Annotated in this window: 18 protein-coding genes and 1 tRNA gene; 7 read left to right on the top strand and 12 right to left on the bottom strand. The window is 72.7% G+C overall.

The features are described from left to right. Positions 1-190: 190 nt before the first annotated feature. The 8 genes from def to BLT82_RS04930 form a co-directional block, all read right to left on the bottom strand. On the bottom strand, positions 191-820 hold the full coding sequence (def, locus tag BLT82_RS04965; protein ID WP_093652558.1) for a peptide deformylase: 630 nt from the start codon (positions 818-820) through the stop codon (positions 191-193). Positions 821-886: 66 nt separating this feature from the next. Continuing rightward, entirely contained in the window at positions 887-1,891 is a 1,005-nt protein-coding gene (locus BLT82_RS04960) for a tetratricopeptide repeat protein (RefSeq protein ID WP_093652696.1), read from the bottom strand. A gap of 131 nt (positions 1,892-2,022) precedes the next feature. Continuing rightward, positions 2,023-3,270 carry an HD-GYP domain-containing protein gene (locus BLT82_RS04955; protein ID WP_093652557.1) on the bottom strand — a complete coding sequence of 416 codons (1,248 nt, stop codon included), beginning with the start codon at positions 3,268-3,270 and terminating at the stop codon, positions 2,023-2,025. Beyond that, positions 3,267-4,679 carry an HD-GYP domain-containing protein gene (locus BLT82_RS04950; RefSeq protein WP_244291833.1) on the bottom strand — a complete coding sequence of 471 codons (1,413 nt, stop codon included), beginning with the start codon at positions 4,677-4,679 and terminating at the stop codon, positions 3,267-3,269. Before BLT82_RS04950 ends, BLT82_RS04955 begins: the two co-directional genes overlap by 4 nt. Before the next feature lie 264 nt (positions 4,680-4,943). After that, the gene (gene rsrA, locus BLT82_RS04945) at positions 4,944-5,261 is read right to left on the bottom strand and encodes a mycothiol system anti-sigma-R factor (RefSeq protein ID WP_093652556.1); all 318 of its coding nucleotides are present in this window, start codon (positions 5,259-5,261) and stop codon (positions 4,944-4,946) included. After that, positions 5,258-5,905: a sigma-70 family RNA polymerase sigma factor gene (locus BLT82_RS04940; RefSeq protein ID WP_384076183.1), complete on the bottom strand. Its 648-nt coding sequence runs from the start codon at positions 5,903-5,905 to the stop codon at positions 5,258-5,260. The genes rsrA and BLT82_RS04940 overlap by 4 nt, the downstream gene beginning before the upstream one ends. Positions 5,906-6,171: 266 nt before the next feature. Continuing rightward, entirely contained in the window at positions 6,172-6,807 is a 636-nt protein-coding gene (locus tag BLT82_RS04935) for an alpha/beta hydrolase family protein (protein ID WP_093652554.1), read from the bottom strand. 42 nt (positions 6,808-6,849) lie between these two features. After that, the gene (locus BLT82_RS04930) at positions 6,850-7,665 is read right to left on the bottom strand and encodes an SOS response-associated peptidase (RefSeq protein WP_093652553.1); all 816 of its coding nucleotides are present in this window, start codon (positions 7,663-7,665) and stop codon (positions 6,850-6,852) included. A gap of 49 nt (positions 7,666-7,714) precedes the next feature. Between BLT82_RS04930 and BLT82_RS04925 the strand changes: the two genes are divergently transcribed. From BLT82_RS04925 to BLT82_RS04910, 4 genes are all read left to right on the top strand, one after another. Next, positions 7,715-8,407: a M50 family metallopeptidase gene (locus BLT82_RS04925; RefSeq protein ID WP_093652552.1), complete on the top strand. Its 693-nt coding sequence runs from the start codon at positions 7,715-7,717 to the stop codon at positions 8,405-8,407. 68 nt (positions 8,408-8,475) lie between these two features. Then, on the top strand, positions 8,476-9,816 hold the full coding sequence (gene aroA, locus BLT82_RS04920) for a 3-phosphoshikimate 1-carboxyvinyltransferase (protein WP_093652551.1): 1,341 nt from the start codon (positions 8,476-8,478) through the stop codon (positions 9,814-9,816). A 15-nt stretch (positions 9,817-9,831) separates the two neighbouring features. Beyond that, positions 9,832-10,842 (top strand): ribosome small subunit-dependent GTPase A, encoded by a 1,011-nt coding sequence (gene rsgA / locus BLT82_RS04915; RefSeq protein WP_093652550.1) that lies wholly within the window; start codon positions 9,832-9,834, stop codon positions 10,840-10,842. 104 nt (positions 10,843-10,946) lie between these two features. After that, positions 10,947-11,270 (top strand): DMT family transporter, encoded by a 324-nt coding sequence (locus BLT82_RS04910; RefSeq protein WP_093652549.1) that lies wholly within the window; start codon positions 10,947-10,949, stop codon positions 11,268-11,270. Here BLT82_RS04910 and BLT82_RS04905 read toward each other — a convergent pair. Further along, the gene (locus BLT82_RS04905) at positions 11,236-11,862 is read right to left on the bottom strand and encodes a TetR/AcrR family transcriptional regulator (protein ID WP_093652548.1); all 627 of its coding nucleotides are present in this window, start codon (positions 11,860-11,862) and stop codon (positions 11,236-11,238) included. The two genes, BLT82_RS04910 and BLT82_RS04905, sit on opposite strands and share 35 nt — an antisense overlap. A gap of 171 nt (positions 11,863-12,033) precedes the next feature. Between BLT82_RS04905 and hisN the strand changes: the two genes are divergently transcribed. Beyond that, positions 12,034-12,831: a histidinol-phosphatase gene (gene hisN, locus BLT82_RS04900; protein ID WP_093652547.1), complete on the top strand. Its 798-nt coding sequence runs from the start codon at positions 12,034-12,036 to the stop codon at positions 12,829-12,831. A 171-nt stretch (positions 12,832-13,002) separates the two neighbouring features. Beyond that, positions 13,003-13,410 (top strand): CBS domain-containing protein, encoded by a 408-nt coding sequence (locus BLT82_RS04895; RefSeq protein WP_093652546.1) that lies wholly within the window; start codon positions 13,003-13,005, stop codon positions 13,408-13,410. Between the two features lie 84 nt (positions 13,411-13,494). Here the strand turns inward: BLT82_RS04895 and BLT82_RS04890 are convergent, their stop codons facing one another. Further along, a complete protein-coding gene (locus BLT82_RS04890; RefSeq protein ID WP_093652545.1) occupies positions 13,495-14,946 on the bottom strand; it encodes a catalase in 1,452 nt (483 codons plus the stop codon). A gap of 149 nt (positions 14,947-15,095) precedes the next feature. Here BLT82_RS04890 and BLT82_RS04885 point away from each other — a divergent pair, with 149 nt between their 5' ends. After that, positions 15,096-15,512, top strand: coding sequence for a Fur family transcriptional regulator (locus BLT82_RS04885; RefSeq protein WP_093652544.1), 417 nt, complete (start codon positions 15,096-15,098; stop codon positions 15,510-15,512). A gap of 245 nt (positions 15,513-15,757) precedes the next feature. Here BLT82_RS04885 and BLT82_RS04880 read toward each other — a convergent pair. Both BLT82_RS04880 and BLT82_RS04875 read right to left on the bottom strand, forming a co-directional pair. Beyond that, positions 15,758-15,831 (bottom strand) — tRNA-Met (locus tag BLT82_RS04880). 93 nt (positions 15,832-15,924) lie between these two features. Next, complete coding sequence (locus tag BLT82_RS04875; RefSeq protein ID WP_093652543.1) at positions 15,925-18,012, bottom strand: tetratricopeptide repeat protein; 2,088 nt, start codon at positions 18,010-18,012, stop codon at positions 15,925-15,927. Positions 18,013-18,053 lie beyond the last annotated feature (41 nt).

Genomic DNA, 18,053 nt, shown 5'->3' with positions numbered 1-18,053 from the left:
GGCCCTCCATGACGGGTCCACCGGATGAGGGAGTGCACGCCAGAGACTGACGGGACGGTCGACGCGCGTCAACAGGGCCCGGGGTGCCGACATTTGTCGGCCCATTGGCGGTAACGGCCGCGCCCCGCGCCGACGTTCGGTGCGGGGCGCGGACAGGCGCTTGCGGAGCGCGCGACGGCCGAAGGGCGGGTCAGTCGTTGGGCACGGTCTCGTAGCGCGGTGTGCCCTCCGCCATCTGCCGCAGCGCGTCCTTGCGGTCCCGCTTCGACAGCCGGTCGATGTAGAGCCGGCCGTACAGGTGGTCCGTCTCGTGCTGCAGGCAGCGCGCGAAGTAGCCGGTGCCGCGCACCTTGATGGGCTTGCCCTCGGCGTCCTGGCCGTGCACCTCGGCGTAGTCCGGGCGGGCGAGCGACGCGTACGCCGTCGGGACCGACAGGCAGCCCTCGTTGGAGTCGTCGAGGATCCGGAGCTCAGGCGGCAGCTCCTGCAGCACCGGATTGCAGACGACGCCCACGTGGCGCGCGCCTTCGTCGTCCGGGCAGTCGTAGACGAAGACCTTGAGGTCCACGCCGATCTGGTTCGCGGCCAGGCCCACGCCCTCGGCCGCCCGCTGGCTGGCGAACATGTCGTCGATCAGCGCCGCGAGCTTGTCGTCGAACTCCGTGACGTCCCGGCACTCCTTGTGGAGCACCGGATTGCCGACGACGGTGATGGGACGGGCACTGCCGCGCTCGCGGTAGGCCGTTTCGCGCTCCTCGCAGTCCTCCGTGTCGACGACGAAGCCGTCGTTGATCTGCTCGTCCGTCTCCTGCTGCGCCATTTCCGCCGTAAGCCTTCCTCAAAACCGTCCCGATGACCCGTACAGCCTACGGCCCTGCGGCAGTGGTCAGCAGACTTCCTCGAGATCGCGCCACTCGCGGCTGTCGGGGCTGTCCGCCACCCAGCCGTCGAGCAGCCCCCGCACGAGCGCGGCGGGGGCGGCGATTCCGCACTCCCGCTCCGGCACCCAGAGCTCGCCGGCGGTGCGGTGGCCCAGCGGACCCGGGTGGCCCGGCTCACTGTGGTCGTGCGGGTCCAGGTGCTCCCCGTCCCCCTCGGCGCTCGGCATCACGCCCTCGGAACACGCCCGGCACAGCAGCCGCACCGACGAGGACCAGTCCTCGGCCGCGAACCCGGCGTCGGCGGCGAGCTGCTCCAGCGCGTCCCGGTCCTCCTCGGTCGCGGCCTCCAGCAGCACCACCCAGGTCGGCACGGGCGAGGGCGCCCAGAGCTCGATCTCGTCGAAGACGGGGAAGCTGTGTCCCGCCGCGGTGGTGCGTTCGCCGTGCGGGACGCCGTCGTGGAGGACGACCTCGCCCCAGCGACGGCCGGACGACGGCAGCGGGATCGACAGCACCTCTATCCGTGCCGGGTCGAGCCTGCGGCCCCACACGACCTCCGCCTCGCCCTCGGGCGACAGCCGCACGGCGGCGCTGCCCAGCTCCATGCCGACGGGCTCCGCGCCCGCCGCCGCTCCCCCGCCGCCCGCGGCGCGCGGGCCACCGGGCACCTTCAGCCCGTACGCCTGCCAGGCGCGCCGGGCCAGCGGCCAGTCCTGCAGGGCGGTGGCGGCGATCCCCACGTTCCACCAGTCGGGGGCGCCCGTCTCCTTGTCCAGCAGGGCGACGGCCCGCAGGCCCGCGGCGCGGGCCTGCTCCCAGTCGTGCCGGAACTTGTGGAGGAGCGCGAGGTTGAACCACGACTCGGAGAGCCAGGGCTCCAGATCCGCCGCGCGCGTCAGCAGCGCGCCCGCGTCCTCGTACCGGCCGTCGCCGATCAGCGTGAACGCGCGGTCGGTGGCCTGCCGCCAAGAGGCGGAGGGCCGATGCCGTACCTTCCCGAAGATCCTCACGATTCCCGCCTGCCGGTCGCTCGGGTCACTGCCCCCGGACACTGCCTGAGTGTCTGCGTGTCGATGTCTCTCAGTGGTCCTTCTTTCGCATCCAACCATGCCCGGTCGGACGCCCGCTCATTACCCATGGGTTACCCAGGCTGAGCGGGACCGAGACCACCGCGCGACAGCACCCGGGCCAGGGACTCCACCACTTCCGGCTGGTAGTCGTGAGCGGTTCCCAGGCGGAGCTGCTCCAGTGCGGCGAGCGCGCTCCCGGCACTTTCACCGGTGAGATCGTCGTACGCGTTGACGGTGCGGACAATACGGGCGGGCAGCGGCTGTTCGCGGTACGGGTCGGCCTGCCGCTCGACGACCACCGCGACCGCCTGCGGAACCCCGGTCTGGCGGACGACGGCACCGCCGAGCAGGGCGATCCTGCGCTGCTCCGGCACCGGCAGCAGGGCGGTCGCCCCGTCCGGTACGGGGTCCACGAGGGAGAGCTGGCCGATGTCGTGCATCAGCGCCGCGTACTCCAGGACGATCAGGTCCGGGCCGGAGAGCCCCAGCTCACGGCCGACGGCCGCGCTCAGGGCGGCGACCCTGCGCGCGTGCCCGTGGGGGGTGTAGCCGGCGATCTCGGTCGCCCGTGCGAGCGAGGCGATGGTCTGCCGGTAGGTCGTACGGACCGCGGCGAACCGCCGGAACGACAACTGCGTGAGCAGCAGCGGCAGACAGAACACCGGCAGGGCCCAGAGCCCGGCGACGGCCGTGCCGAGCGCCATGACGGCACCCGTCGCACAGACCGCGGAGCCGATGCCGGGGAGCGAGCGCAGCTCCTCGCGCAGCAGAGGCCCGAAGGGGTACCTGGTACGTGCACGCACCATCAGGGCCGCGAGGACGGCGTCGCACAGGGCGGTGAGCACCAGCACGAGCAGCATCACCAGGACGTGACCGGGGCCGGTGGCGAGCTCTTCAGGGGCGCCCGGCCCGTGGAGCGGCCGGAAGCAGACCGCGGCGAACGTGACCGTGATCACCCTGCGGGCGACGTGGTCGGGCGCCGGCCCCCGGCCCTGGGCGACGTGCGGGACGGCGCCGGCCAGGGCGCCGGCCGTGACGACGGCCACGATCTGCGGGACGCCGTGCGCGGTGGCCTGACCGGCGTTCTCGGCGAGCAGGGCGTAGGCGAGCGCGCCGGCGGCGCCGAGGGGGGCCGGCTCCCGCTCCCCGGGCAGGGCTCCCCAGCGGGCGAGTTCGCCCACCGCGATCAGCAGCCCGAACGCCAGGGCGACGAGGGGTTCCGCGACCCCGTTCCACCCGGTCCAGCCGAGCCCGGCCGCGGCGAGCACGACCGCCGCCGCGTACACGGCGGTGACGACCCCCGGCGCCCGCGCGCTCATCCGCCCCGCCGGTGCCGGGCGGCGCCGCCGCGCCCGCCGTGCGACCCGGCGGCCGGCGCCCCCTTCGGCTGAGCCGGGAGGGCGGCCCGCCCGAGGAGCGGCCGGGGGGGCACGGCGGGCTCGTCGGCCGTGACGGCGGTCTCCCAGCCGTGCCGGTCCAGGGCGCGGACGAGGGCCCGGACCATCCGGGGGTCGAACTGGGTGCCCGCACACCGCTTGAGCTCCTCGACCGCGGTGGGCACGGGCCGTGCCCTGCTGTACGAACGGGTCGAGGTCATGGCGTCGAAGGCGTCGGCGACGGCCACGACACGGGCGACCTCCGGAATCTGGCGTCCTGCGAGGCCGTACGGGTAGCCGCTGCCGTCGAGCCGCTCGTGGTGGTGGAGGATCGCCGCACGGGCCTCGCCGAGGAAGCCGATGCCGCGGACGATCTCGTGCCCGTACTCGGGGTGCAGCTCGATCACCCGGCGCTCCTCCTGGGTCAGCGGGCCGTCCTTGCGGAGCACCCGTGTGGGCACGCCGAGCTTGCCCACGTCGTGGAGGATGCCCGCGAACCGGAGCACCTCGAGCCGGTCCTCGTCCATCCCCAGCTCGCGGGCGATCAGCACGCTCGCCCGGCCTACCCGCTCGCTGTGACCGCGGGTGTAGCGGTCCTTGATGTCGACGGCCTGGACGAGGGCGCGGATGGTGGACCGATGGGCGCCCTGCTCACGGTGGTACTGCGCGAAGACCCAGCACGAGATGTACATGGGCAGCAGCACGAACAGGGCGGCCGGCGGCCCGTAGGGGCTCCGCCACAGGACCGCCGTCATCAGCCCCGCCAGCCCGTGCACGAGGTGCGGGCCGAGTGAACCCGGCAGCAGCCCGCGCCAGGCGGCCCGGACCGGCACCCGCTCGGCGGTGGCGAGGATGCCCCCGTCGAGCGCGGCCACGACGAGGCAGAACGTCAGCGCGGCGGCGCAGGCGGGGACCAGAGCGTACGGGAGGGCGGGGGCCGCCAGGGCTGCGGGACCGCCGCACAGGGCCGCCGCGCCGGACGCGGCGCCCGCCGCCAGGCTGAGCCGGGCGGCCCGCCAGACCCGCCGGACGCCTCCCGGGCGCTGCTCCACGCGGGCGAGCAGGGCCCCCGGCACCGCGGCGAGCGCGGCCCCGGCGGGCGGCAGCAGCAGGGCGGCGGCGAGCAGGACGGGGAAGAACGATCCGGCGCCGACCGGTACGGACCCGCCCAGCATCCGCCCCAGGAAGGGGCAGCGCCCCGGGGCCTCACACAGGGCGTAGAGACCGGCCAGCAGCGCCACGGTGGTCCAGGGAGTGTCCGCCCCGGGGCGCACGGCGGGCAGGGCGCACGACCCGGCGCCCACCACCGCGCACAGGATGTATCCGCGCGCCGCTCCGGGAATGCGTCTCACCCGCCGTCAGCCTCCTCGGCAGCCCCCAAACAGAGCGTCAGGCTAGCGAGTTGTCCAACTCCGGACATTCGCTTGCCGGGGATTGGCACCATCGGGTGACAGGCGCGTGCATGTGCCCGTGCGGGGGCATGCGGTGTGCTCGTGCGGGGCAGGCGGGCGGCGTGCCCGTGCGGGGCAGGCGGGTGCGACGACACCGGCCCGGGTACGGCGAAGGGGCGCGACCTCATGGGTCCCGCCCCTGTGCCCGCGCCGCGGCCGGGCCGGCTACTCGGCCGGAGTCGGCACGTCCGCCGGGCCCGCCGTCACGTCGTGGTCGGGCACGGCCTCGCCGGCCCTGATCAGCTCGATCCGGCCCATGACCTTGGCACGCAGGTCCACCGGCACGTCGTCATGGCCGCAGCAGCGCTTGACGAGCTTCTTCACCGCCTGCTCAAGGCCGTACTTCTCCAGGCAGGGCGAGCACTCCTCGAAGTGCACCTCGAACTTGGTGCAGTCGGCATCGGGCATCTCACGGTCGAGGAACTCGTACAGATGGTCGAGTACCTCCGCGCAGTCAGTCTCGTGCGGCTCTCCGCAGCTCATGAGCCCGCGCCTTTCCGATCGTTCGTCGACTCCCCGGCGCCCGCGGGAACGAGCCCGCGCTCACGGGCGTAGTCCTCGAGCATGCCGCGCAGCTGGCGGCGGCCACGGTGCAGTCGGGACATCACCGTACCGATGGGAGTCCCCATGATGTCCGCGATCTCCTTGTACGCAAAGCCCTCGACGTCGGCGAGATAGACGGCGATGCGGAACTCCTCCGGGATCGCCTGCAGGGCTTCCTTGACATCGGAGTCCGGCAGGTGGTCGAGTGCCTGGGACTCTGCCGAGCGCAGACCGGTCGACATGTGCGACTCGGCGCGGGCGAGCTGCCAGTCCTCGATCTCCTCCGCCGCACTGCGCTGCGGTTCACGCTGCTTCTTGCGGTACGAGTTGATGAAGGTGTTCGTGAGGATGCGGTACATCCACGCCTTGAGGTTGGTGCCCTCACGGAACTGGTGGAACGAACCGTAGGCCTTCGCGTACGTCTCCTGTACGAGATCCTCGGCGTCGGCCGGATTGCGCGTCATACGCAGCGCGGCCGAGTACATCTGGTCGAGGTAGCCGAGAGCGTCCCGCTCGAACCGCGCGTTGCGCTCGGCGGCCGTCTCTTCCGTGTGGCCGTCGTCGGTCCCAGTGACCGGACCCACCTCCTCCAACGCTGTGGCGAGACCGAGACCGGACCCGCTCGAATCGGAGGATAGACGACCAACCGCTCCGCCCGCCGCCCGAATCGTTGCCGCCTTCGGCGCAGGCAGGACCGTCCAGTCCAGGTCGGCGGCCTGCGACCGGCTCGGGCAGATGGTCGAACCCATGCGACGGACTCCCTCTCCACGCTTGCTGTGCTGACGTGCTGCACAACGGCGAGTGCGCCCCGCACTATTCCCGGCAGCCGCACCGCCCTCCGTCCGGCCGGTCACACCAGGGCGGTGATCCACTTCCGTACGCCGTCGACGACGGTCCCCAGCGCCTCCTGCTGGGTGAGGGCCGCCCGCTTGGGCACCGAGAGCCCGTGGTCGGCCGCGTCCACCTCGATCAGTTCGTACGAACCGTCCGGGAACTCCTCCGGCCTGCCGAACGAATCGTTCCCGCCCTGGACGACCAGAACGGGCACCCCGGCGCCGAGGAGCTCGTCCGCCCGGGACTTCTCCGGCTTCCCCGGCGGATGCAGCGGGAAGCTCAGCGCCAGGACGGCGCGGGCGCCCAGCTCGCGGGCGGTGCGGCAGGCCACGCGGGCGCCCGCGCTGCGCCCGCCGGCGACGATCGGGAGCCCCTTCTTCTCCAGGGCCGGCCACAGTCCGCGCCAGCCGGTGTCCAGGGTCTTCGGCGCGGGCGCGACCTTCTTGCCCGCCACCCGCCACGGCTGCTCCACCAGGGCCACCGTGACCCCGGCGGCCGGCAGCGCGGCCGCCAGGGCCTGCAGGTCCTGTGCGCCGATGCCGCCGCCCGCGCCGTGGCTCACCGCCAGCACGACGCCGGCCCTGCCGGTTGCCGGGTGCCAGGTGATACGGGCGTCCCCGGCGGGTGTCTCGACGATCTCGCTCTGTGTCACGACAGCAGTGTCACACCACAGGCCCGGGAGACGCGGGACGGATCAGAAGAGCGTGCCGACCTCCGGGGCCTCCAGCTCCTCCAGCAGTTCCGGGCCGTTGTTGCGGACGCTGGAGACCGCCGTTCCCACGGGATAGGCGCGCATCAGACCCGTGGGCGGCGGCGCCAGAAGCTCGCGCAGCTCGTCCGGGTCGGTACGGGCCGGGTCCAGCCAGGCATCCCAGCGGTCCTCGGTGAGCATCAGCGGCATCCGCGGATGGATGTCGGACAGCGAGCGCGGGCCCTCGGCCGGCGCGACCCCCAGCGGCCCGGTCTCCGCCTCCGTGGTGATCACGGAGCAGGTCACCCACCAGGACTGTGGGTGGTCGTCCGGCAGGGTCCGGTCGCGCCAGAACTCGTACAGCCCGGCCATGGCGAAGACCGAGCCGTCGGCCGGGGTGACGAAGTACGGCTGCTTGCGGGGCCGCTTCTTCTTCCCCTTCACCTCCAGCTCCCGCTCCTCGGTGCCGGTGACCCACTCGTAGTAGCCGTCCGCGGGCAGGATGCAGCGCCGGGCCACGAAGGGCCGGCGGAACGAGGGCTTCTCGTGGACGGTCTCGGCCCGTGCGTTGATCATCCGGGCCGCGCCCTCGGGGTTCTTGGCGAAGGACGGGACGAGCCCCCACCTGAGTTTCCTCAGCTGACGAACCGGACGACGGTCGTCCGCGTCCTTCAGAGGACGTTCGAGTACCGCGTAGACCTCTTTCGTGGGGGCCACGTTCCAGTCGGGGGCCAGGGCCTCCGTCGGCTCCCACTTCTCGATCTGGAAGAGTCCGGTGAGGTCCTCGGGCCTGCGACTCGCTGCATAACGTCCGCACATGAGTGCCACACTGCCACGACCCCGAGCCTCCCGAGGAGCCACCCCGGAAATGGTCACACCCGAAATCTTCGGCACCCAGCCGGCCCCCGACCGCTGGCTCGTCATAGGCACGGCCGTGCTCGCCCTGGCCGCGGTCGTGCCGCACGCGGTCTGGCGGCTGTCCCGCAACGCGATCACCATCGCCCACGAGGGCGGGCACGGCCTCGTCGCCCTGGTCACCGGCCGGAGGCTGGACGGCATCCGGCTGCATTCGGACACCAGCGGCCTGACGGTCAGCCGCGGCAAGCCGACCGGCCTCGGCATGATCCTCACGGCTGCCGCCGGCTACACAGCGCCGCCGCTGCTCGGCCTCGGCGGTGCCTGGCTGCTCGCCGCGCACCGCATCACGCTGCTGCTGTGGTTTGCCACGGCACTGCTGATCGCGATGCTGGTGATGATCCGCAACGCCTACGGGGCGCTCACCGTGATCCTCACGGGTGCGGCGTTCCTCCTGGTGTCCTGGCTCACCGAACCGGAGGTGCAGGCGGGGTTCGCCTACGCGGCCGTGTGGTTCCTGCTGCTCGGCGGCGTGCGGCCGGCCTTCGAACTGCAGGCGAAGCGCAGGCACGGGGGCGCGCCGGACTCGGACGCGGACCAGCTGGCGAGACTGACGCACGTCCCGCCCGCGATGTGGTTCTTCCTCTTCCATGCCGTATCGCTGTGCTCCCTGATCGGGGGCGGTCGCTGGCTGCTCGGTCTGTGACCGATCGGGATGCCGCCTGACCGGTCGGCGAACGTCCGGTACTCCGCGGGCCCACTAAAGTGAGGGCCATGACCGAGAGCCCCGTGCACACCGTCCTCTGGCCCGCCCCCCACGCGAGTGGGCCCGTCGATGCGACGGTCACCGTTCCGGGATCGAAATCGGTCACGAACCGTGCTCTGGTGCTCGCCTCGCTGGCGGCGGAGCCGGGCTGGCTGCGCCGCCCCCTGCGCTCCCGCGACACCCTGCTGATGGCGGAGGCGCTGCGCGCCATGGGCGTCGGCATCGAGGAGCAGGTCTCCTCCAGTTCCACAGCGACCGGCGGGCCCGACAGCGGGGAGGCCTGGCGGATCATCCCGGCCGGGCTGCACGGACCCGCGACGGTCGACGTCGGCAACGCCGGAACGGTGATGCGCTTCCTGCCCCCGGTCGCCGCGCTCGCCGACGGCCCCATCCGGTTCGACGGCGACCCCCGCTCCTACGAGCGCCCGCTCGGCGGGGTGATCGACGCACTGCGCGTCCTGGGCGCCCGGATCGACGACGACGGCCGCGGCGCCCTTCCGATGACCGTGCACGGGGGCGGGGCGCTGGACGGCGGCGCGGTGGAGATCGACGCCTCGTCGTCCTCCCAGTTCGTCTCGGCCCTGCTGCTCTCCGCGCCCCGCTTCAACCAGGGGGTGGAGGTCCGGCACGTGGGCTCGCGGCTGCCGTCGATGCCGCACATCCGGATGACCGTCGACATGCTCCGTGCGGTCGGGGCGCAGGTGGACGAGCCGGAGACCGGCGGTGAGCGGGACGTCTGGCGGGTCCGCAGCGGTGCGCTGCTGGGCCGGGACCTGACCGTGGAGCCGGATCTGTCCAACGCCCAGCCCTTCCTGGCGGCGGCGCTGGTCACGGGCGGCCGGGTGACGATCCCGGACTGGCCCGAGCGCACCACCCAGCCCGGTGACGCCCTGCGGCAGATCTTCACCGAAATGGGCGGTTCCTGCGAGCTGACCGACGCCGGGCTGACCTTCACCGGCTCCGGCCGGATCCACGGCATCGACGTCGACCTGGGCGAGGTCGGCGAGCTGACCCCCGGCATCGCCGCGGTGGCCGCGCTGGCCGACTCCCCCTCGACGCTGCGCGGAGTCGCGCACCTGCGGCTCCACGAGACGGACCGCCTCGCGGCCCTGACCAAGGAGATCAACGAGCTCGGCGGCGATGTCACCGAGACCGAGGACGGCCTGCACATCCGGCCCCGACCGCTGCACGGCGGCGTCTTCCACACGTACGACGACCACCGGATGGCCACCGCCGGCTCCGTCATCGGCCTCGCCGTCAAGGGCGTGGAGATCGAGAACGTGGCGACGACCGCAAAGACCCTCCCCGACTTCCCGAGGATGTGGACCGGCATGCTCGGCGGGAACTGAGCGGGACGGCACGCGATGCGCCGCTACGGCAAGCACACCGACGAGGACGACGTCCGGGTCCGCCCGAACCGCAAGGGCAACCGGCCTCGCACGAGTATCCGCCCGAAGCACGAGGACGCCGCGGAGGGCATGGTCCTGACCGTGGACCGGGGCCGCCTCACCTGCCTCGTGGGCAACCGCACGGTCATGGCGATGAAGGCCCGGGAGCTGGGCCGCAAGGCGGCCGTCGTCGGGGACCGGGTGAGCCTGGTCGGCGATCTGTCCGGCCGCAAGGACACCCTCGCCCGCATCGTGCGCATCGAGGAGCGCGCCTCGGTCCTGCGGCGCACCGCCGACGACGACGACCCCTACGAGCGGGTGGTCGTCGCCAACGCCGACCAGCTGGCGATCGTGACGGCCCTCGCCGATCCCGAGCCCCGCCCCCGGCTGATCGACCGCTGCCTCGTCGCGGCCTACGACGGCGGCCTGGAGCCGCTGCTGGTGCTCACGAAGTCGGACCTGGCCCCGGCGTCCACGCTGCTGGACCTGTACGGCGCACTGGACATCCCGTACGTCGTGACCTCCCGCGAGGAGCTGTACGCCGGCGAGGCGGCGAACGTGGTGCGCGAACACCTCGACGGCCGGATCACCGCGTTCGTCGGCCATTCCGGCGTCGGGAAGACCACGCTGGTCAACGCGCTGGTACCGGAGGAGAGGCGGCGCACGACCGGGCACGTCAACGCCGTCACGGGCCGCGGCCGGCACACCACCACGTCCGCTCTGGCCCTGCCGCTGGCGGACGCCGGGGGCTGGGTGATCGACACTCCGGGCTTGCGGTCCTTCGGGCTGCACCACGTCGACCCGTCCCGGGTCATCCACGCCTTCCCCGATCTGGAGCCGGGCACCGAGCAGTGTCCGCGCGCGTGTTCGCACGACGAGCCGGACTGCGCCCTGGACGAGTGGGTGGCCCAGGGACATGCCGATCCGGCTCGCCTGTACTCCCTGCGGCGACTGCTGGCGACGCGGGAGCGACGCGACGGCGACTGATCCGCGCACGTTTGCGGGTGACTGCCACTGGTAAGTGCATAATCGCACCGAGCGGGACGAAGCAGTCACTGGACGCGGGACTGGCGACGCGGGAGGCACTGACCATGGCGTGGCTGCTCGTGATCGTCGCCGGATTCCTCGAGACGGGGTTCGCGATCTGCCTGAAGCTTTCGCACGGCTTCACCCGGCTCTGGCCGACCATCGCCTTCGCGATCTTCGCGATGAGCAGCTTCGGGCTGCTGACGCTCTCCCTGCGCAAGCTCGACGTCGGCCCCGCCTATGCGGTGTGGACCGGCATCGGGGCGTCCGGCACGGCGATCTACGGGATGATCTTCCTCGGGGAGGTCGCCTCGACGCTGAAGATGGTCTCGATCGGACTGGTGATCGCCGGGGTCATCGGCCTGCAGCTCTCCAGCCCGGCCCACTGAGAGCCGCGCGGACCAGCCGGCCCGCCCCCTCGGGCGGCCCGGCCACCAGACAGGACAGCGCCAGCCGCACGGCCAGCTCGCAGCGCAGGGCGATCTCAGCGGTCTCCTCGTCCGTCCGGCGGCAGGCGCCCTGTTCCAGCGCGGCGAGCGAGCGGTCCCGGACCGCGGCGACCAGTGCGCCGGGGGCGGGGTGACCGGCGTCCGCGCGCCGCTGGGCGGGGACACCCGGACCCGCGCCGGAGCGGCCGGCGGGCCTCGGCTCCGGGAGGCACTCGCCCCAGAAACCCGTGAGCAGGGCGCGCAGCAGCGGCCGGGAACGCGCCTCGTCCAGGGTCCACTCGGCCAGGCGGACAAGCTGTTCGGCGGCGCCGCCGGGCTCCGCCAGCACCCGGTCCACGCCGCGGAGGTAGGTGTCGGCCTCGCGCCGCACGAGCGCCCGGGCCAGGCCGTCCTTGCTGCCGAACTCGTTGTAGAGCGTCTGGCGGGACACGCTCGCCGCCGAGGCGACGTCGACCATGCGGACGGCGGGCCAGGGACGGCCGGCGAGAGCGGTGAGAGCGGCGTTCAGCAGTGCCTCGCGCGCTGTGGGCATCGTGGGCCTCCCGGGCGGGGCGCCTCCGCGGCCCCGCGGCTCTTCGCTCAGAGTTGACGCCCGGGCACCCACTGTCAAGGGGCGTTCGCAGGACACGGGCCCCTCCGGCCACGACGGCCGGGGACCGGACGGGCCGAACGGGTGGCGGCAGCCCGGGGATAGAGTGCGAACATGGCCGACTACCACGATGATCTGCGTCTCGCCCACGTCCTCGCGGACGCCGCCGACGCGGCGACCATGGACCGGTTCAAGGCGCTCGACCTCAAGGTCGAGACCAAGCCGGACATGACCCCGGTCAGCGAGGCCGACAAGGCGGCCGAGGAGCTGATCCGCCACCAGCTCCAGCGCGCCAGGCCGCGCGACGCGATCCTCGGCGAGGAGTACGGCATCGAGGGCACCGGCCCCCGGCGCTGGGTCGTCGACCCGATCGACGGCACGAAGAACTACGTGCGCGGCGTTCCCGTGTGGGCGACGCTGATCTCCCTGATGGAGGCCCGAGAGGGCGGCTACCAGCCCGTCGTCGGCGTGGTCTCGGCCCCCGCACTGGGCCGCCGCTGGTGGGCGGCGAAGGGCGCGGGCGCGTACACCGGGCGGAGTCTGTCCTCCGCGACGCGGCTGCACGTCTCGAAGGTCGCGAAGCTGTCCGACGCCTCGTTCGCGTACTCCTCCCTTAGCGGCTGGGAGGAGCGGGGCCGGCTCGACGGCTTCCTCGACCTGACCCGGGCCGTCTGGCGGACCCGCGGGTACGGCGATTTCTGGCCGTACATGATGGTCGCCGAGGGCTCGCTCGACATCTGCGCGGAGCCGGAGCTCTCGCTCTGGGACATGGCGGCGACCGCGATCGTCGTCCAGGAGGCGGGCGGCACGTTCACCGGCCTCGACGGGGTCCACGGGCCCCACAGCGGAAACGCGGCCGCCTCCAACGGCCTGCTGCACGAGGAGCTCCTGGAGTACCTCAACCGGGACTGAGCCACCGCCGCCGAGGGCGGTTGCCGGCCAGTACGCCCCCCGCACTCCCCCCGCGGGCACCGCACCCCCTCTTGTTGCCCCGCCGAATCACTGCGACTCTGAGAGTCCCCCCATTTGTGAACTTGTGAATCCCTTCTCGTTGAAGGATTCATCAAGGAGGTGGCTCCATCCATGCTCGTCCGTGACGCCATGAGCACGGTGGTCCTCACCATCGGCCCCGCGCACACCCTCAGGCAGGCCGCACGGCTGATGGCCGCACGACGCGTCGGGGCGGCCGTCGTCCTCGACACCGACACCAGCGGCCTCGGCATCCTCACCGAGCGGGACGTCCTGAACTCGCTCGGCGCGGGCCAGGACCCCGACCACGAATCCGCCGCCGCCCACACCACCACCGACGTCGTGTTCGCCGCTCCCTCGTGGACCCTGGAGGAAGCCGCGGACGCCATGACCCACGGCGGCTTCCGTCATCTCATCGTGCTCGACGCCGAAGGACCCGTCGGCATCGTCTCCGTACGCGACATCATCCGATGCTGGGCACCGGCCCGGCACCGGGCGGAGGCGACCACGCTCGCCGGCTGACCCGGACACACGAGCGGGCCGTGACCTCCCCCGGGGGAGGTCACGGCCCGCTCTCCCACGACAAGCGATCCAGTGCTGGTTTCGTCAGCCGCGCAGGGCCTGGACCGCGGCCTCCAGCCGCTTGCCGAAGTCTCCGTCGGCCCGACGGAAGTTGCCGATCGCCCGCTCGGCGATGTCGTCCCGGGAGACCTTGGCGATGAAGCCCGCCAGGTTCTCGATCAGACGGCCCCTCTCGTCCTCGGACATCAGCCGGTAGAGGTCGCCCGCCTGGACGAAGTCGTCGTCCTCGGAGTGCGACGGGGCCTCGTGGTCGCCGGTGACGCCCGAGACCGGAACCGGCTGCCACAGCGGCCTGTCGGTCTGGAAGGGACCGCCGAAGCTGTTCGGCTCGTAGTTCTTGGCGCCCTTGTGGCGGCCGTCGTACAGGAGTCCGTCACGGGAGTGGGTGCGCGCCTCCGTGGCGTGCGGACGGTTCACCGGCAGATGGTCGGCGTTGATGCCGACGCGGTAGCGGTGGGCGTCGCCGTACGCGAAGAGACGGCCCTGGAGCATCTTGTCCGGGGACGGGCCGATGCCCGGCACGAAGTGCGCAGGGCTGAAGATCGACTGCTCGACCTCCGCGAAGATGTTCTCCGGATTGCGGTCGAGCTCCAGCCGGCCGATCTCGATCGGCGGGTAGTCCTCGTGCGGCCACACCTTGGTGAGGTCGAACGGGTTGAAGCGGTAGGCCGCCGCGTCGGCCGCGGGCATGATCTGGACCTGCACGGTCCACGACGGGAAGTCGCCGCGCTCGATGGCCTCGCGCAGGTCGCGCTGGTGGCTGTCCGGGTCCTCGCCGGCCAGCTTGTTGGCCTCGGCCTGGGTGAGGTTCCTGATCCCCTGGTCGGTCTTGAAGTGGTACTTGACCCAGAAGACCTCGCCGGCCTCGTTGCTCCACTGGTAGGTGTGCGAGCCGTAGCCGTTCATGTGCCGGTACGAGGCGGGGATACCGCGGTCACCGAACAGCCAGGTCACCTGATGGGTCGACTCGGGCGACAGGCCCCAGAAGTCCCAGACGTTGTCCGCCTCCTGGCTGCCCGTGTACGGGTCGCGCTTCTGCGTGTGGATGAAGTCCGGGAACTTGATGGCGTCCCTGATGAAGAACACCGGGGTGTTGTTGCCGACGAGGTCGTAGTTGCCCTCCTCGGTGTAGAACTTCAGCGCGAAACCGCGGGGGTCGCGCACCGCGTCCGCCGCGCCGAGGTTGCCCGCGACCGTGGAGAAGCGCAGGAACGTCTCGGTCCGCTTGCCGACCTCGGAGAGGAACTTCGCCCGGGTGTAGCGCGTGACGTCCGCAGTCACCGTGAACGTGCCGTACGCACCGGCGCCACGGGCGTGGACCACACGCTCCGGGATGCGCTCACGGTTGAAGTGCGCGAGCTTCTCGAGCAGCAGCTGGTCCTGGACCAGGACCGGGCCTCCGGCGCCCGCGGTCTCGCTGTTCTGGTTGTCGGCGACCGGCGCGCCGGCCTCCGTGGTGAGCGGTCCCTGCGTCACGTGCGCCTCCTGCGAAAACTGCGTGCCGACCAGTCCTGTCCCTTGGCCGGCGATGTTCACGATCCTACAATGGACAATGTCTAAGTCAATCAGCGGTCCAAACTCACATTCGTTCGGGGTTCGCTCCCCCGACTGTTAGGCTGATACGTATGAGCGACCTGTTGGAACGACTGCGCGGACGCGGCTGGCGTATGACCGCGCAGCGGCGCGTCGTGGCCGAGGTCCTCGACGGTGAGCACGTCCATCTGACCGCCGACGAGGTGCACGCACGTGCAGTCGAGCGGCTGCCGGAGATCTCCCGGGCCACGGTGTACAACACCCTGGGTGAGCTCGTCTCACTGGGCGAGGTCCTGGAAGTGGCCACGGACCACCGCGCGAAGCGGTACGACCCGAACGCGCACCGCCCGCACCAGCACCTGGTCTGCGCCCACTGCGGCGCGATCCGCGACGTGCACCCGAACGGCAATCCGCTGTCGGACCTGCCGGACTCGGAGCGCTTCGGCTTCACGGTCTCGGACGTCGAGGTCACGTACCGGGGCATCTGCCCCAACTGCGCGAGCGCCTAGGGCCGCGTCGGACACGGCCCGGATCACGCGGGTCGACCCGCATCGCCGCTTCCCGGGCGGGCCGTCTCGGCCCGCCCGTTCGCCTTTCCCCTGCGACCGTTCCCGCCCCGGCGCACCTTCGACGCCACGATGGCGGGGCGCCTCCGTGCGCGTGCCCGTTGTGCCGCCCACCCTGCGGAAGCCGCCGGCGAACCCGGCAAACACCGAAGGCCCGGATCCATGGGATCCGGGCCTTCGGCCTTGAGTAGCGGGGACAGGATTTGAACCTGCGACCTCTGGGTTATGAGCCCAGCGAGCTACCGAGCTGCTCCACCCCGCGTCGGTGAGCTCAACAGTACGTCACCCCGTGGACCAGAGCAAATCCAATATCCATTCACCCGTTCGGGCCGCCGAGCGCGGTGCCGCAGGCCCCTCAGGCAGTGAGCTCCTGGTGAAGCGCCTCGCGCAGCGCGGCCGCACGATCGGCGACCTCCGCGGGCCCCAGCTCCACGGCCCGGGCACACCAGCGCTGGCCCTCCGCGAGCTCCCCGCGACGCGCGGCCAGCAGGGCGAGCCGGAGCGCCGCACGACCGTGCCCGGCGCGGGCGGCACGACCCCACCACAGGGCGGCCTCGCGCTCGTTGCCCTCGCGCGCGAGCAGCAGCCCCAGGTTGAACGCGCCGTTCCGGCTGCCTGCCTCCGCCGCCTCCCGGTACCAGCGGACGGCCTCCGTCACATCGCCCCGGGCCGCGGCGAGCATGCCGATGCGCACCTGCGCCCGGCGGTGTCCCTGCTCGGCGGCCCGCTCGTACCACTCCTCGCACTCGGTCTTCTCGCTCAAGGGCTCACCGAGCGCGGGCGCACGGGGCGGCGGCTGACGGGCGTCGAGCAGCGTGGCGAGCCGGAACGCCGCCTCGGCGCTGCCGCCGCCCGCGGCGCAGCGCAGATGGCGCTCGGCCGCCTGCTCGTCCCCGTCCCTCAGGCAGGCCATCCCGACCTGCAGGGCGGCCTCCGTGTGCCCGGCCGCCGCCGCGCGCTCGTACCAGCGCAGGGCCGTACGGTCCTCGTCGCGGCCTGCGTACAGGATGCCGAGGTTGAACGCGGCGTCCACGCTGCCCGCCTCCGCGGCCTTGGAGAACCAGGGCTCGGCGCCCACCGGGTCCCCGGCCTGCAGCAGCAGGACGGCGAGCGCGTTGGCGGCCTCGCGGTGCCCGGCGTACGCGGCACGGCGGTACCACTGCTCGGCCTGGCCGGTTCGGCCCTGGGCCGCGCAGAGCAGACCGAGGTTGTACGCCCCGTTGACATCGCCCGCGTCCATGGCGGCGCGGTACCAGCGCTCGGCGGACTGCTGCTCACCGCGCGCAGCGTGCAGCGCACCCAGCGCGTTGGCAGCGTTGCCATCGCCGTCCTGGGCGGCCCGTAGCCACCACACGGCGGCGCTCTCCTCGTCACCGGCGTCCTTGAGCAGGAAGCCCAGCGCGCAGGCGGCACGCGCCTCCCCCTCCTTGGCGGAGGTGAGATACCAGCGCGCGGCCTCCTTCAGCTCGCCCCGGCGCTCCAGGATGCCGCCCAGGTGCAGCGCAGCCCGGCGGTGCCCGCGGGCGGCCGCCTGCCGGTACCACTGCTCGGCTTCGCCCGGGTGCTCGGACGCGCCCGGTGCCGTGTCGGCGGTGGGGCGGTCCGTCACCGCGGAAGCAGCCGCGGCGGAAGGCCCGCCGGCGGCGCGCGGGGCGGGGACGACCGCTCCGGCTGCGACGACTCGGCCGCCCGCCACCGCGCCCTCGGAGGCGTTCTCGTCCTCGACCGCGCCGGCGCCCGCACCGGTGTGTGCGTCCGCGGCCGCGGTGGAGCCGCGGCTCTCCTGGGCGCTCCCGCCCGGGGACTGCCGCTCCAGGGCACGCGCCAGCCGGTAGGCGGCCTCACGGTGGCCCTGTTCGGCGGCCGCCCGCAGCCATCGCTCGGCGCCCGGCTCGCTGCGGTGCTCGAGCAGATCGGCGAGGGCGTAGGCGCCGAGGGCGTGCCCCTGCTCGGCGGACTGGCGGAGCCAGTACTCGGCGGCGGGCTCGTCGCCCCGCTCCCGGAAGTGCCGGCCGAGTGCGTGCGCGGCCGCCGCGGAGCCGGCGACCGCCGCGATCCGCCACCAGCCGGCCGCCTCGTCGGCGTAGCCGCGCTGGTGCAGCAGCACCCCCAGGTTGTTGGCGGCGGCGCGGTCGCCCTCGGCGGTGGCCGCGCGCAGATGCGGCTCGGCGCCGTCCAGGTCGCCCCGACGCAGCAGCATCGCGCCGAGGACACTCATGGACGCCACGTCCCCGGCCTCGGCGGCGCGCCGGTGCCTGGCCTCGGTCTCCGCCTCGGCGTCGGTGACGGGCAGGGGTTCCACAGGGGTCAGGGACTCGATCGGGTCCACGGCGTCGACGGCCGTCGCATCGGCCACGCCCACCGCGGCCACCGCGGTGACGGCGTGCTCATGCACAAACCGCCCCGTCTCCAACAGAGTTGTCCCGTCCCCCATAAATTCCATCGTCGCACCACCTACTACCCGCGTACACCTGGTATACCGCA

The sequence above is a fragment of the Streptomyces wuyuanensis genome (genome assembly GCF_900103455.1).
GTDB lineage: Bacteria > Actinomycetota > Actinomycetes > Streptomycetales > Streptomycetaceae > Streptomyces > Streptomyces wuyuanensis.
Note: the sequence above shows the minus strand (reverse complement) of the source record. Positions and strands in the feature narration are given on the sequence as shown.

Bases quoted from the DNA above. Each gene is read 5' to 3' on its own strand.
- BLT82_RS04875 (WP_093652543.1), bottom strand. From the start codon at position 18,012: ATGGAATTTATGGGGGACGGGACAACTCTGTTGGAGACGGGGCGGTTT.
- aroA (WP_093652551.1), top strand. From the start codon at position 8,476: ATGACCGAGAGCCCCGTGCACACCGTCCTCTGGCCCGCCCCCCACGCG.
- rsrA (WP_093652556.1), bottom strand. From the start codon at position 5,261: ATGAGCTGCGGAGAGCCGCACGAGACTGACTGCGCGGAGGTACTCGAC.
- BLT82_RS04885 (WP_093652544.1), top strand. From the start codon at position 15,096: ATGAGCGACCTGTTGGAACGACTGCGCGGACGCGGCTGGCGTATGACC.
- BLT82_RS04910 (WP_093652549.1), top strand. From the start codon at position 10,947: ATGGCGTGGCTGCTCGTGATCGTCGCCGGATTCCTCGAGACGGGGTTC.
- BLT82_RS04955 (WP_093652557.1), bottom strand. From the start codon at position 3,270: ATGAGCGCGCGGGCGCCGGGGGTCGTCACCGCCGTGTACGCGGCGGCG.
- BLT82_RS04930 (WP_093652553.1), bottom strand. From the start codon at position 7,665: ATGTGCGGACGTTATGCAGCGAGTCGCAGGCCCGAGGACCTCACCGGA.
- rsgA (WP_093652550.1), top strand. From the start codon at position 9,832: ATGCGCCGCTACGGCAAGCACACCGACGAGGACGACGTCCGGGTCCGC.
- BLT82_RS04895 (WP_093652546.1), top strand. From the start codon at position 13,003: ATGCTCGTCCGTGACGCCATGAGCACGGTGGTCCTCACCATCGGCCCC.
- def (WP_093652558.1), bottom strand. From the start codon at position 820: ATGGCGCAGCAGGAGACGGACGAGCAGATCAACGACGGCTTCGTCGTC.
- BLT82_RS04905 (WP_093652548.1), bottom strand. From the start codon at position 11,862: ATGCCCACAGCGCGCGAGGCACTGCTGAACGCCGCTCTCACCGCTCTC.
- BLT82_RS04925 (WP_093652552.1), top strand. From the start codon at position 7,715: ATGGTCACACCCGAAATCTTCGGCACCCAGCCGGCCCCCGACCGCTGG.
- hisN (WP_093652547.1), top strand. From the start codon at position 12,034: ATGGCCGACTACCACGATGATCTGCGTCTCGCCCACGTCCTCGCGGAC.